Origin of the sequence: Sphingobium sp. JS3065, assembly GCF_026427355.1 — a bacterium.
Classification (GTDB): domain Bacteria; phylum Pseudomonadota; class Alphaproteobacteria; order Sphingomonadales; family Sphingomonadaceae; genus Sphingobium.
On record NZ_CP102668.1, the window covers coordinates 79,094 to 93,604 of the forward strand.

The window sequence follows — 14,511 nt, forward strand, 5'->3', positions numbered from 1 at the left end:
ATGCGTTTCCTCCACACCGCTGACTGGCAGCTCGGCAAGCCCTTCGGCCGGTTCGATCCCGAGGTGCGCGCGGCGCTTGGCGAAGCCCGATTCGACGCCATCGACCGGATCGGCGAAGTCGCGGTCGCTAACCAGGTGGAACATGTGATTGTCGCAGGCGACATCTTCGATACCGAGGGTCCCGAAGATAGGGTTATCGTCCAGGCAGTCTCGCGCATGCAGCGCTATCCCTGCCGCTGGTGGCTGCTCCCGGGCAATCACGATTATGCCCGCAACGGCGGACTGTGGGACCGCGTCCGTCACAAAGCCTCGGACAACATCATCCTGCTAACTGAGCCCGTCGCGCAGGAGATGGAAGCGGGGATTTGGCTGCTACCCGCACCTCTCATCCACCGTCACAATCTCGACGATCCGACCGAGCTGTTCGACAGCATGGAAACGCCAAGCGCGAAGCTGCGCATCGGCCTTGCACATGGTTCCATCCGCGATTTTACCGCGCGCGGCGAGACCAAGAACCAGATCGCGCCCGATCGCGCGAAGCGGTCCAGTCTCGACTATCTGGCGCTCGGCGATTGGCATGGCACGCTCAAGGTCGATCCACGCACCTGGTATGCCGGCACCCCCGAAACCGACGGTTTTCAGCGCGATGAGCCGGGCCATGCCCTAATGGTCGAGCTTGCGCCGGGAGTGGAACCGAAGGTGGAGCCCCTGCGCACCGGCCGATTCCAATGGCTGCTCAGGGATTGGACCTTGCAGGACACGGCCGCCTTTTCCGCGGAATGCGACGTGCTGCTCTCGGCTATCGATCCTGCGGCAACGCTGCTGCGCCTTTCGCTTGCAGGCATCACGAGCCTTGCCGACCGCGTCGAGATCCTCTCGCGGCTCGAAGATGACCTGCGGCATCGCCTCCGTTTCCTGGATGTCCGGGCGGACGATCTTGTCGGCCGGCCGGGCGAGCAGGACTTGGTGGATCTCAAGGTCGAGGGATTGCTCGGCATAGCGGCTGAGAAACTCACCGAGACAATCGCAGCCGGCGGGACTGAAGCCATATTAGCGCGGCGCGCGATGGAGCGGCTCTTTGTCGAATATCATCGGTGGAGCCAAGCATGAGCCTCCAACTGCGGCGGATCAGCCTCAACAATTTCCGCAAGTTCCGCGAGCCCCTGACGATCGAAGGGCTGGGCGAGGGGCTCAACATCATCATCGAGCCCAACGAGAGTGGGAAATCCACGATCCTTGAGGCCCTGCGGGCGGCTTTCTTCGTCCGCCATGCCACGAAGAATCAGCTCGCCCAAAGTTTTGCGCCTTATGGCGAGGCGGTCGCGCCAGAAATCGAAGTCAGTTTCGACATTGGCACCGAAAGCTGGAAAGTCGCAAAGCGCTTTCTCAAAGGCCCCCAAGTCGAAGTCACGGGGCCGCAGGGTCGAGCGCAGGGCGAGGATGCCGAAAATCGGCTGCAGGCGCTTCTAGGGTTCGTCAAGGATAGCAGCCAGCGTGGTGACCCGACCACCTATGGCGCGCTCGGTCTGCTTTGGGTTCCGCAGGCGCAGGCGCTCGAAGTGACGGCGCCCGGCAGCATCGTGCGCAGCAGCATCCAGGCGACGCTGGAGGCAGAGGTCGGGACGATCGTCGGCGGCGCTGCCTATGAGCGCGTCCGAAAGCGGATCGATGAACAATATGACATTTACTGGACACCGACTGGAAAAGCCCAGTCGAAGGGGCGCTGGCAAGCGGCGCGGGATCGTGACCAGCAGGCGCGGCAAACCGCTGCGGATGCGACCAAGCGGCTCGATGCGCTCGAAACGAGCTTCGGCGAGCTGGAGGCCGCGCGGGGCCGACTGAAAGTTATCGAGCGAGAGCTGGCGGACGAGACCGAGCAAGAACAGCGCGCCGGTCTTGTTCAGTCTCTGGAGATCGCCAGGGCTGCTGCGCAGATCCTGGAGACTCGCAAAGCCGAGCATGAGAATTTCTCTGCAAACCTCGATCGTCTCGACGATCTGCAATCGCAGCATGAGGCGGCGAAGGAAGCGCTGACGGCAGCTGGCAAATCTTTGATCGCAATCACCGCCGATCGCGATCAGCTTGCAGATCAGCTGGAAGCGGGACGCACGAAGGTGGCTGAGGCAAAGGCAGCGCTCGACAAGGCGCGCGATGATCGCGCCACAGCCCGTCAGGCGCTTGGCGAAGGGGAGGGACGTCTCGCTAGGCGTCAACGCCACGCGGCCATCACCGATGCACGCCAGCGGCACACCGAACTGCTAGATTTAGAATTGCAACTGGCCAATGCCCGCAATCAGGCCGCACAGGTCATTCCAGCTGAGGCGTTCGCTCGCCTGGAGGCCAATGACCGTGCTGTCGCGGAAGCGCGGGCAGCCGTCAATGCCGGCGCTACCACTATCGAGCTTACGGGCGACGCTACGGGCATCACCATAAACGGCGAGCCCCTGACACCAAATAGCCCGCGCACCTTGACCGGTGAGACGCAGATTGCCCTGGGCGGGGGCATCCTCGTCATCCGTCCGCCGGCAACGGCAGCCAGTGCGGAAGCCCGCCTCGCCGAATTGCTCGAGCGACAGGAACTGGAACTGGCCGAATGGGACGTGGCCGGCCTCGCCGCGGCGCGAACGCGAAACGATACTGCGCGTGACGCGCAGGGGACCGTCCAACTGCTCGAAACCAAGATCGCCGGCCTGACGCCAACACAGCCGCTGTTGGATCTTGCGGCAGGCCCTGATGCGCTCAAGCTGTTCGTGGCAGGTGCTCCAGCGGAATCACCGGCGGCCGATGAAGACGAGATCTCGACCGATCAGCTCACCCGACGCCTGGAAGAGGCGGAAACGGTCGTAGTGCGCGCTGAAACCCTGCACGACCAAGCCGTTCAGGACCTGCGAGAAATAGAGGATAGGGACCGCCCGCTTGCCGCCGCGCAGGCGGGCGCGGAGCGCGATCAGACCCATGCCTCGGATCGCATCGCTCAGCTCGAAGGGAAGCCCGATTTTGCCGGGCTTGCCGACGCCATCGCCAAAGCCCGGGAGGATGTTGCCCAGGCCGCTGTCAAGCTGGCCGAAGCGAAGCGCAACGCCACCGCACATGATGTGCAGGCGATCAACCGCAAGATCGAAACGATTGATAGCCGGGCAAGGGCTGGTCAAACCCGGCGGAGCGACCTCGAAAAGGATATCGCCCGCCTTGAGGCGATCATTGAGAGCGAGGGTGGCAAAGGTCTGGCGAGCCTGGCCGCAGCTGCAGCCGAAGAAGCCGATGCCGCAACGCAGGCGCTGGCTCGGCTCGACGAAGAGGCGGCCACGGTCAAAATGCTCAAGGATGTGCTGGACGAGGCGCGCGCGGAGGCATCTCGAACCTTCGTTGGTCCAGTCGCCCAGCGCGCTCGCGTCCATGTTGAGCGCCTTTTCCCCGGCGCCGACCTCAGCTTCGATGAAGAACTAGGCCTGGCCTCGGTCACGCGATCCGGCCTGAGCGAAGCCTGCGGAACGCTCTCAAAGGGAACGCAGGAGCAGCTGGCGGTCCTCACCCGCCTCGCCTTTGCCGACATGCTGCTGGAGCAGGGAACACCAGTTTCGCTGATCCTCGACGATCCGCTGGTCTATTCCGACGACGGCCGGCTCGATTTGATGACCGAGATCTTGGAGGAAGCCTCTCAGCGTATGCAGGTAATTTTGCTTACCTGCCGGGACCGGGCATTCCGGCATTTGTCCGCAAACCGCGTGCAGCTTTGAAAAGCCGTGGCGCTCCGCAAGAACTGAAGACGATTTCCACACTGCGGCCGCGAGTGTCTACGAGCGAACTCCTGCGAAGTAACCCTGCGCACCCGCCTGATTTGAAAGCGTAACCTGCAACTCAAAAATTGCCGGCTAACCAGCTTTGCGATTGCTCCCGCAGCATGCTCCCCCTAAGCTGATCCAACAATAAACTGGTCCCATTCGGATTCGGTTGGGGGTGGCTTCGTGGATGACAGTTCAAATCTCAGGTGGGGCGTGGAGCACAAGCTCCAGTTCATCGAGTTCCGCCTGTTCTGGGAGGGCCACGTCAACCGGAGCGACCTGATCGACAAGTTCGGAGTATCCCAGAACCAGGCGTCGGGCGACCTCAACCGCTATATCGCACTCGCCCCGGAAAACATGGTCTATGATAAGAGCGGCAAGACCTACGTTCGCGGGGCAGTCTTCACTCCGCTTTTCCTGAAGCCCAATGCGACCCAATATCTGTCGCAGGTCCGCTCCTTAGCAGAAGGGATTGTCGCCCAGGAGGACGCATGGATCGGCAACCTCCCGGCCTTCGACGCGACCCCGGCCCCCGCACGCGGAATTGATCCGGCTGTCCTGCGCTCGCTCATCATCGCCATCCGGCGCCACGAGGCCATAGAGATTTTCTATCAGTCGATGTCGTCCCCCGATCCGGAGTGGCGCTGGATTGCGCCGCATGCCTTGGCCTTCGATGGGTTCAGGTGGCACGCACGGTCTTTCTGCGAGAAGAGCGGAGAATATCGCGATTTCGTGATTTCCCGGATTGTCGAAGCGCGCCAGACCCGACCGGCCGGCCAGCAGGCAACATCGGACATTGCCTGGCAGCAGGTGCTGGAACTCGAGGTCGGACCTCACCCGGAACTCAGCGCCAACCAGAGGCGGGTTATCGAGCTTGATTACGGGATGCAGGACGGGCGGGTGACAATCCCGGTGCGCCGCTCCCTCCTTTACTACGCCCTAAAGCGCCTCGGTCTGGATACCGACCCCGCCGCACGCAATCCACAGGATCAGCAGATTGTCCTGCTCAACCGGGAAGCGATCTATGCAGATCATTGACAACAATTCACACCTTTGGGGCGACGATCTCAAGCAGTCGCTGTCTCGGGGTGCGCGCGTAAAGATCGCCGCCTCCTGCTTTTCGATCTATGCTTTCGAGGCGCTCAAGTCCGAGCTTTCGAGGGTCGAGAGCCTCCAGTTCATTTTCACCGCGCCCACCTTCACCCCGAACGGGGCGACTGATCGCCTGACCAAGGAACGCAGGGAGTTCTTCATTCCGAAGGCGCGGAGAGAGAACGGCCTTTACGGGACTGAGTTCGAGATTCAGCTCCGCAACAAGCTGACCCAGCGCGCAGTGGCCCGTGAATGCGCTGACTGGATTCGCAAGAAGGCCAAATTCCGATCCAACGGGACAAAGGCGCCAATGCAGCAGTTCATGCATGTGGGGGCCGCTGAGGGCGAAACCGCTTACATGCCGATCAGCGGCTTCACCGCGGTCGACCTGGGTTACCAGAAGGGCGATGCCGTCTCGAATTTCGTCACGCGGTTCGATGATCCGAACCACGCGCAGATATATCTCCAGCTGTTCGATCAGATCTGGTCGGACCCGGAGAGGTTGCAGGACGTCACGGCCGCCATCTGCGACCACATCGAGTCTGTGTATCAGGAGAATGCACCGGAACGCATCTACTTCATGATGCTCTACAATATCTTCCGCGACTTCCTCGAGGAGGTCGACGAAGATGTCCTGCCGAACGACCTGACCGGCTACCGGGACAGCGTGGTCTGGAACAAGCTGTTCAATTACCAGAAGGATGCGGCCACCGGCATCATCAACAAGCTGGAGACCTATAACGGCTGCATTCTGGCCGACTCCGTGGGGCTAGGTAAAACCTTCACCGCGCTGGCGGTGGTCAAATATTATGAGCTGCGCAATCGATCCGTCCTGGTGCTTTGTCCCAAGAAACTCGCGGACAACTGGCGCAACTACAACAGCAATCTGACCACCAACATTTTTGCGAAGGACCGGTTCAACTACGACGTCCTGTGCCACACCGACCTGTCCCGAACCAGGGGAGAGTCCTTTGGCATCCCGCTGAACCGGGTGAACTGGGGCAACTATGATCTGGTCGTCATCGACGAGTCCCATAATTTCCGGAACAATGACATCTTCAAAGACCGGGAGACCCGCTATCAAAAGCTGATGAACAAGGTCATCCGTGCCGGCGTGAAGACCAAGGTTCTGATGCTGTCGGCAACGCCTGTGAACAACCGCTTCACGGACCTGCGCAACCAGCTGGCGCTGGCATATGAAGGACAGTCCGAGGCACTTGCCAAAAACCTCAAAACCGAAACCAGCATAGAGGAAATCTTCCGGCGCGCCCAGAGGACGTTCAACGAATGGACGGCCCTGCCGCCTGAAGATCGCACCGCGGCCTCGATCCTGAAGGCGCTCGATTTCGATTTCTTCGAACTGCTCGATTCCGTGACCATCGCCCGGTCCCGCAAGCACATCGAGACCTTCTACGACACGAAGGACATCGGCAAATTCCCGCAGCGCCGCAAGCCGCTCTCCTATCATTGTCCGATCACCCAACGCCCGGACGTAATGGGGCTGAACGACATCTTCGCGCAGCTGTCAGTGCTGAAGCTCGCGGTCTACGCGCCGATCAGTTACATCCTGCCGAGCCGGCTGCGAAAGTACGAGGACATCTAAGATACGCAGGTCGAAGGCGGCCGCGGCAAGCTGCGCCAGGCCGACCGAGAGCGCAGCCTTCAGGCGCTGATGACAACCAATCTGTTGAAGCGTCTCGAAAGCTCGGTCGCGGCGTTCCGGCTGACGCTTCGTTCGCTTGCCACCAATATTTCGCGCACGCTCGATGCCATCGCCGAGTTCGAGCGAACCGGGCGCGGTGGAAGCATCAGCGACCACATCGAAGAAATCAGCGATTTCGACTCCGAAGATGAAGACCTGGGCGGTCTCGACGAGTTTACCGTCGGCAAGAAGGTGCAGATCAGCCTTGGCGACATGGATCTGCCCTCATGGAAGCATGACCTGTCCGCAGACCTCGTGCTTATCGAGGCTCTCATCGCTTCAATGGATCTGGTCGCACCAGCCGATGATGCCAAGCTCCAGCACCTGCTCTCTCTGCTCCAGCAGAAGATCGATGCACCGCTCAATCCCCGCAACCGGAAGGTCATCATCTTCACGGCCTTCGCCGATACGGCGAACTACCTGTACGATAACCTGGTGGCCTTCGCGCAGCAGCTGGGACTGCATGTCGGCAAGGTCACGGGATCCCACGCCCCTAAGAGCCAGATCCGAAAGTTGTTGAGCAATACCAGCCTGTTGTGATTCACGCCGTCCTTGCGAAGAGATGGAGTGCCCCATGGCATGGACTGGTATTGCCCGGCGGGAGCATAGCCGGGAAGGATTGAGATATCCAACCGATATGACGGATCGGGAATGGGCGTTGGTTTCGCCTTTTATTCCTCCAGCCAAATCCGGCGGTCGCCGCCGAACGACCGACATGCGGGAATTGTTGAATGCGCTGCTCTATCTTGCCGGGGGCGGGTGTGCGTGGCGCATGCTGCCCAAATGCTTCCCGCCGGTCTCGACGGTGCGGCGCTATTTCTACGCCTGGCGCAATGCTGGATTGTTCGAGGCGATCAACACGGTTCTGGTGATGAACCTGCGTGAGATCGAGGGACGCGACGCCTCGCCCAGCGCTGGGGTGATTGACAGCCAGAGTGTGAAGACCACAGAATCCGGCGGCCCCACGGGCTATGATGCAGGCAAGAAGATCAAGGGAAGGAAGCGCCATATCCTCACTGACACTTGCGGCTTTCTGATCTTCATCCTGGTCCATGCCGCAGACATCCAGGACCGGGACGGTGCCGTCGATGTCCTCAAAGCAGTGCGCCAACGCTTTCCTTGGCTACGACACGTCTTCGCAGACGGCGGCTATGCAGGGGACAAACTCAGAGACGCACTGGCCTCGATGGGAAAGTGGACTGTCGAAATCATCAAGCGGTCCGACGCTGCCAAGGGCTTCCATGTCCTACCCCGCCGGTGGGTGGTCGAGCGCACTTTCGCATGGCTCGGCAGATGTCGTCGCCTCGCCAAAGACTGGGAGGCATCCATCGCCTCATCAACTGCTTGGACCCTCATTGCCTCCATACGCATGGTCACTCGACGAACCGCAAGGTATTGCTATGCTTGATAAACTTCTGAATCGGACACTAAGACCACGCTCAAGAAGTCCTACGATTTTCAGAGCGTCCTGACCCTATTCTCCCCGCGCTCCAAGGAAAAGGCCATTGTCCTGCCCAACGAGCCCGGCGAGCTGGACATCCTGATAGGTACGGATTGCATTTCGGAAGGCCAGAACCTCCAGGACTGCGATTTCCTGGTGAACTACGACATCCACTGGAATCCGGTCCGGATCATCCAGCGTTTCGGCCGTATCGACCGCATCGGCTCCCCCAACAGCCAGATCCAGCTGGTGAACTATTGGCCGGACATCACGCTCGATGAATACATCAACCTGAAGGAACGCGTCGAAAACCGGATGGTGATCGCAGACGTCACGGCAACAGGCGATGATAACGTGCTCACCGCCAAGTCGAGCGATATCGCCTACCGAAAGGAGCAGCTCAAGCGCCTCCAGGACGAGGTGATTGAACTCGAGGATGTGAAGGCCGGCATCTCGATCACCGACCTTGGCCTCAATGATTTCCGCATGGACCTGCTCAATTACGTCAAGGAGCATGGTGAGCTCGAAAACGTGCCTTTCGGCATGCATGCCATCGTTCCGGCCCAGCCAGAGCCTGGATTGCAGCCCGGCGTTATCTTCGCGCTGAAGAACATCCATGACAGCGTGAATGTGAACCAGCAGAACCGGCTTCATCCGTTTTACCTAGTCTATATCGGCGACGACGGCGAAATCGTCGCCGACCATACCGAGGTTAAACGGCTGCTCGACCTGATCCGCACCAGCTGCAAGGGGCATATCGAGCCCATCCGCGATGTTTGCCGGATCTTCAACGAGCGGACCGATGATGGGCGCCAGATGGGGCGCTATTCCGACCTGCTATCCAGCGCAATCCGCTCAATGATCGAGGTAAAGGAAGAAAAGGACATCGACAGCCTTTTCAGCGGCGGGCGAACCACGGCGCTCACCCACACCATCAAGGGGCTGGACGATTTCGAGCTGATCGCGTTCCTGGTTATCGAGGGGGGATCATGATCCTCTACGAATGGCCCCGGGCCGCGGCGTTCGGGCGCGTCATCCCCAAAAACAAGATCTACGAACACGCCAGTGCCAACACCGCGCTGAAGGACCTCTTCGTGCGCGAGGTGGATCAGATCGTCTGGTCCCACAAGCTGGCCCCCGAGACAGTCAATCTGGCGGCCACGAAGCAGGTGGCGGAGATTCAGATTTTCCGCATCACCGCGCGGACGGCAACGCTGGACCCTGAGGTGCTGCGTGCCATCGACAAGGCCATCCCGTTCCCGCTGATTTTCGAGCTGGTCTACGGCAACCGCGTCAAGCTGGTCGCCGCTTACAAGCGTCCTAGTGAGGCGGACAGCTCGCGCTGGGTGGTGGGCGACTATTTTGAGGGTGACTGGCTACTCGAGGATGCCTCCCGAGCGCCCCTGCCGGTGGCGCTAAACCTTGGGGCGCTTTATGAGCGGCTTCTGAGCCCGCTGGTTGAGGGACAGACGGCCCGCCTGATCCCCGGCACAGGCGACAGTCCGGCAACTTCCGGCAGTGCGACCGCACTCGAAGAACCCATCTCGCTGGAAGCGCGCATCGCGCAGGCAGAGGCGATCAAAGCCAAAACCCGAGAGGTCGATCGGATCAAGGGGCGGCTGGCGCGCGAAAAGCAATTCAACAAGCGCGTGGCGATCAACGTCGAGCTGCGCGCAGCCAAACAGGAATTGGACCAGCTGACGGCGGGCACCGCCGGCACTGCTGCTACTAAATACCAAGAGGACGACCATGGATAAGCTGAAGATGCATAGCCCCGACCTGAGCCAGGACAACATTGCGAAGATCCGCTACATGTTCCCGGGCTGCGTGACCGAGGCGCGCGACGAGGCGACGGGCCAGCTGCGTCTGGCGGTCGACTTCGATCAGCTGCGTCAGGAGTTGAGCGACCACATCGTGGAAGGGTCGCAGGAGCGGTATCGGCTGGATTGGCCGGGGAAGCGGGAAGCCTTGGCACTGTCAAATGCACCTATTGCAAAAACCCTTCGCCCTGCGAGGGATGAGAGCATTGACTTTGATGCCACAAAGAACCTCTTCATTGAGGGCGACAACCTTGACGCGTTAAAGCTTCTACAGGAAATTTTTCTTGGTCAAGTAAAATTGGTATATTTGGATCCGCCCTATAATAGAAAAAAAGGCGAGAATTTGGTGTATAGAGATGACTTCTCAGGCAACACATACGAATACATGATTGCAAGCAATCAATTTGATGATCAAAATAATCGTTTGGTTTCAAATACTGAAGCAAATGGTCGATTTCATTCCGAATGGCTCGGCATGCTGTATCAGCGTCTCCGTATAATCAAAAACATCTTGTCGCCTACCGGTGTCGTGATGATATCGATTGACGATTCGGAAACCGCCAACGTCATACACCTATGCAATGAGGTTTTTGGAGAGAGTAATTTTGTCGGAACGGTCATATGGAAGAATGCGACCGACAATAATCCTACAAACATCGCGGTCGAACACGAGTCCATCCATGTTTTCGCCAAAGATAAGACTACACTCGAAAGCATTTGGAAAAGCCCCGTCTCGGATATCAAGGATATCCTAAAGGATATCGGTGATAAGCTAATCGCGCAATTTGACGAACTTGGCGAGTTGCAGGCGGCGTATAGCTCTTGGTTCAGAGAGAATAAGTCTCAACTTGGCCCTCTAGCCTCTCTTATTCACGACGCTCGGTTTCGGGCCCGCTCTGGGCATTTGCTGCGGCTGGCTGTATTGCGCGGACGACCGGCATCGCTGGCGTTTGTTTCACCGCATTCGGATTGATGGGCTTTTCGGGTTGAAGGGCTGGGCTCGGAGTTCTGCGGCGCTGCCGCATGGGCTACGTCGGCGCAGGCTTCAGCCGGAGAACGAGGGCGCGGAACAGGTCGGCATCCGGACAGGCGGAAGCGAAGGCAATGCGGATGCGGCTAGCACTTTCTACGACGCGCGCAGCGACCTTGAGCAGCCGCAGGCGCAAGGTGGTAAACTCCGCGCTTGCCAGAGCAGCGGTCCTGGGCATCGCCTGCTGGATGCGCCATAGCAGCCAGTATGCGGCAGTGTGCAGTATCAGGCGCATCTGATTGGCATTGGCCGAGCGGCACGAGGTTCGGTCGCTGGCGAGCTGGGACTTGTGGCGCTTGATCAGGTTCTCGGCCTGACCACGCGCGCAGTAGAGCGTGTCGTAGATGTGCTCGGCCGATCCTGTTGCCAACGAGGTGACGACATAGCGGATGTCCATGCCCAGCGTGCTGGCCTCGATCCGTGCAACGACGCGACGCTGGCACTTCCAGGTCTTTGCCCCATAGCGGGTCTCGGCATAGTTGCGCAGGACGGGACACTGACGCTGGGCGCGCTTGACCGCGCAGGCATCGGCGACCGCAACAATGGCGGGATCGGCGCGCAGCGCTGAATTGGTGGGCAGGCCGAACACGTAATCGACGCGGGCCGCATCGCAGTAGGCCATGACCTCGGGTCGACCATAGTGCCCGTCGCCGCGGATAGTGATGTGGGTATCGGGCCAATTACGGCGCAGGTGACGCACCAGGCGTCGGATGTGCCCCGCCGCCTCCTTTCCAGAAGGCGTCTTGCCTGTGCGCAGCAGCATGGCCACCGGCCTGCCGGTCGCGGTGTCGTAGATATGGATCGGTAGGAAGCAGCGCTCCCCATGATGCCCGTTCCAGAACGAGAGCTGTTGATAGCCATGCACGACGTCGCACGTGTCGTCGATATCCAGCGTGACCGCTGTCGGAGGGGCGGGATAGCTGGCGCAGTAGATGTCGATCATCGCGGCCATCATGCTGGCCAGTTCGCGCGTAGTCGGTGCATTTTCCCACCGGCTCATCGTCGGTTGGCTGGCCAGCCCCGCGCCCGATTCCGGCAGCTTGCCGAGCGCCAGGCGGAAGCCTGGATCGTCGCGCAGAGCATCGAGATCATCGGCATCCTCATAGCCGCACGCAATCGCGAACACACGGGCACGCAGAATGTCATCCAGGCGATGGATCACCCGCGCTGGATCGCGCGGATCGGCAATACAAGCCGCCAGGCGCTGGCAAATCCCCATCGCGCGCTCGGCCTGTGCAAGCAGTAGAACACCGCCATCCGAGGTAAGCCGGCCACCGTCGAACGCAGCTGTGATTTTCTTGCGGCCGACTGCTGGGAATCCAAATGAGCTTGCGATATCATCGTTCATGGCGGGTGTGGCCCGTGGCATTTTCTGCCCTGCGGCAGGTTCGGCTTAGACACCCAGTTCCTAATTCAGATCAGAGGCTTACGCCACTCCCGCCAACCCTTCAGGACACTTTTGGTGAATAAGGCGGGCTAGACCGGTATAAGTACATCGACAAAGGCGGCGTCTATACTGGGAGTCAGAGCGTCCACAACCCTGGCAAAGAAGGGTATCGTTACGACGTCCTTCACCCCGAAACCGGTCGACCTTGCAAAGAGCCGCTCATGGGGTACAGGTTTCCAAAAACCACTATGGATCGCCTTCTCGATGATCAGAGAATTCTCTTTGGTGATGATGAGAACAAGATCATTGAACTAAAAGTGTATGCACATGAATTTGAAGATAAGCTCTCCAGTGTTTTTGAACTGGACGGTCGGACTGGCCCTTATGACTTGAAAAATCTCTTCCCCGAAGGAAAAAAGGTCTTTTCCAACCCAAAACCTGTTACGCTAATGGAGCGACTTGTTTCGTTCGCAAGCGGCGACGGCGACATTTGTGTCGATCTCTTTGCTGGGTCGTCCACCCTCGCGCACGCTGTGTTGGAGCTCGCGTCCCGCGAAGGAAAGTCCCGACGATTTATTAGCGTCCAATACCCGGAAGAGATTGGGCAAGGCACTAACCCGCCTTATTCACCAAAAGTGTCCTGAAGGGTTGGCGGGAGTGGCGTAAGCCTCTGATCTGAATTAGGAACTGGGTGTCTAAGCCGAACCTGCCGCAGGGCAGAAAATGCCACGGGCCACACCCGCCATGAACGATGATATCGCAAGCTCATTTGGATTCCCAGCAGTCGGCCGCAAGAAAATCACAGCTGCGTTCGACGGTGGCCGGCTTACCTCGGATGGCGGTGTTCTACTGCTTGCACAGGCCGAGCGCGCGATGGGGATTTGCCAGCGCCTGGCGGCTTGTATTGCCGATCCGCGCGATCCAGCGCGGGTGATCCATCGCCTGGATGACATTCTGCGTGCCCGTGTGTTCGCGATTGCGTGCGGCTATGAGGATGCCGATGATCTCGATGCTCTGCGCGACGATCCAGGCTTCCGCCTGGCGCTCGGCAAGCTGCCGGAATCGGGCGCGGGGCTGGCCAGCCAACCGACGATGAGCCGGTGGGAAAATGCACCGACTACGCGCGAACTGGCCAGCATGATGGCCGCGATGATCGACATCTACTGCGCCAGCTATCCCGCCCCTCCGACAGCGGTCACGCTGGATATCGACGACACGTGCGACGTCGTGCATGGCTATCAACAGCTCTCGTTCTGGAACGGGCATCATGGGGAGCGCTGCTTCCTACCGATCCATATCTACGACACCGCGACCGGCAGGCCGGTGGCCATGCTGCTGCGCACAGGCAAGACGCCTTCTGGAAAGGAGGCGGCGGGGCACATCCGACGCCTGGTGCGTCACCTGCGCCGTAATTGGCCCGATACCCACATCACTATCCGCGGCGACGGGCACTATGGTCGACCCGAGGTCATGGCCTACTGCGATGCGGCCCGCGTCGATTACGTGTTCGGCCTGCCCACCAATTCAGCGCTGCGCGCCGATCCCGCCATTGTTGCGGTCGCCGATGCCTGCGCGGTCAAGCGCGCCCAGCGTCAGTGTCCCGTCCTGCGCAACTATGCCGAGACCCGCTATGGGGCAAAGACCTGGAAGTGCCAGCGTCGCGTCGTTGCACGGATCGAGGCCAGCACGCTGGGCATGGACATCCGCTATGTCGTCACCTCGTTGGCAACAGGATCGGCCGAGCACATCTACGACACGCTCTACTGCGCGCGTGGTCAGGCCGAGAACCTGATCAAGCGCCACAAGTCCCAGCTCGCCAGCGACCGAACCTCGTGCCGCTCGGCCAATGCCAATCAGATGCGCCTGATACTGCACACTGCCGCATACTGGCTGCTATGGCGCATCCAGCAGGCGATGCCCAGGACCGCTGCTCTGGCAAGCGCGGAGTTTACCACCTTGCGCCTGCGGCTGCTCAAGGTCGCTGCGCGCGTCGTAGAAAGTGCTAGCCGCATCCGCATTGCCTTCGCTTCCGCCTGTCCGGATGCCGACCTGTTCCGCGCCCTCGTTCTCCGGCTGAAGCCTGCGCCGACGTAGCCCATGCGGCAGCGCCGCAGAACTCCGAGCCCAGCCCTTCAACCCGAAAAGCCCATCAATCCGAATGCGGTGAAACAAACGCCAGCGATGCCGGTCGTCCGCGCAATACAGCCAGCCGCAGCAAATGCCCAGAGCGGGCCCGAAACCGAGCGTCGTGAATAAG

9 protein-coding genes and 2 pseudogenes are annotated in these 14,511 nt (G+C 60.0%); 10 read left to right on the top strand and 1 reads right to left on the bottom strand.

Features of this window, described 5'->3' with window-relative positions; genetic code table 11:
• The 8 genes and pseudogenes from NUH86_RS24400 (at nt 1) to NUH86_RS24435 (ending at nt 10,810) form a co-directional block, all read left to right on the top strand.
• On the top strand, nt 1-1,110 hold the full coding sequence (locus NUH86_RS24400) for a metallophosphoesterase family protein (RefSeq protein ID WP_267253214.1): 1,110 nt from the start codon (nt 1-3) through the stop codon (nt 1,108-1,110).
• Nucleotides 1,107-3,737, top strand: a complete 2,631-nt coding sequence (locus tag NUH86_RS24405) for an AAA family ATPase (protein ID WP_267253216.1) — start codon at nt 1,107-1,109, stop codon at nt 3,735-3,737. The genes NUH86_RS24400 and NUH86_RS24405 overlap by 4 nt, the downstream gene beginning before the upstream one ends.
• A gap of 228 nt (nt 3,738-3,965) precedes the next feature.
• Entirely contained in the window at nt 3,966-4,820 is an 855-nt protein-coding gene (locus NUH86_RS24410; RefSeq protein WP_267253217.1) for a WYL domain-containing protein, read from the top strand.
• Nucleotides 4,807-7,113, top strand: a pseudogene (locus NUH86_RS24415) (SNF2-related protein); the annotation flags it as partial. The gene NUH86_RS24410 and the pseudogene NUH86_RS24415, both read left to right, overlap by 14 nt.
• 37 nt (nt 7,114-7,150) lie before the next feature.
• Complete coding sequence (locus tag NUH86_RS24420; RefSeq protein WP_267249579.1) at nt 7,151-7,984, top strand: IS5 family transposase; 834 nt, start codon at nt 7,151-7,153, stop codon at nt 7,982-7,984.
• Between the two features lie 21 nt (nt 7,985-8,005).
• Nucleotides 8,006-9,010 (top strand): annotated as a pseudogene (locus NUH86_RS24425) (C-terminal helicase domain-containing protein); the annotation flags it as partial.
• Nucleotides 9,007-9,774 carry a DUF4391 domain-containing protein gene (locus NUH86_RS24430; protein WP_267253218.1) on the top strand — a complete coding sequence of 256 codons (768 nt, stop codon included), beginning with the start codon at nt 9,007-9,009 and terminating at the stop codon, nt 9,772-9,774. The pseudogene NUH86_RS24425 and the gene NUH86_RS24430, both read left to right, overlap by 4 nt.
• The gene (locus NUH86_RS24435) at nt 9,767-10,810 is read left to right on the top strand and encodes a site-specific DNA-methyltransferase (protein WP_267253219.1); all 1,044 of its coding nucleotides are present in this window, start codon (nt 9,767-9,769) and stop codon (nt 10,808-10,810) included. The genes NUH86_RS24430 and NUH86_RS24435 overlap by 8 nt, the downstream gene beginning before the upstream one ends.
• 55 nt (nt 10,811-10,865) lie before the next feature.
• Here NUH86_RS24435 and NUH86_RS24440 read toward each other — a convergent pair whose 3' ends face one another.
• The gene (locus NUH86_RS24440) at nt 10,866-12,215 is read right to left on the bottom strand and encodes an IS1380-like element ISSp1 family transposase (protein WP_013039775.1); all 1,350 of its coding nucleotides are present in this window, start codon (nt 12,213-12,215) and stop codon (nt 10,866-10,868) included.
• 287 nt (nt 12,216-12,502) lie between these two features.
• On the opposite strand from NUH86_RS24440, the gene NUH86_RS24445 reads away from it, so the two are divergent.
• Nucleotides 12,503-12,898 carry a DNA methyltransferase gene (locus NUH86_RS24445; protein ID WP_323749051.1) on the top strand — a complete coding sequence of 132 codons (396 nt, stop codon included), beginning with the start codon at nt 12,503-12,505 and terminating at the stop codon, nt 12,896-12,898.
• A 100-nt stretch (nt 12,899-12,998) separates the two neighbouring features.
• Nucleotides 12,999-14,348, top strand: a complete 1,350-nt coding sequence (locus NUH86_RS24450) for an IS1380-like element ISSp1 family transposase (RefSeq protein ID WP_013039775.1) — start codon at nt 12,999-13,001, stop codon at nt 14,346-14,348.
• Nucleotides 14,349-14,511 lie beyond the last annotated feature (163 nt).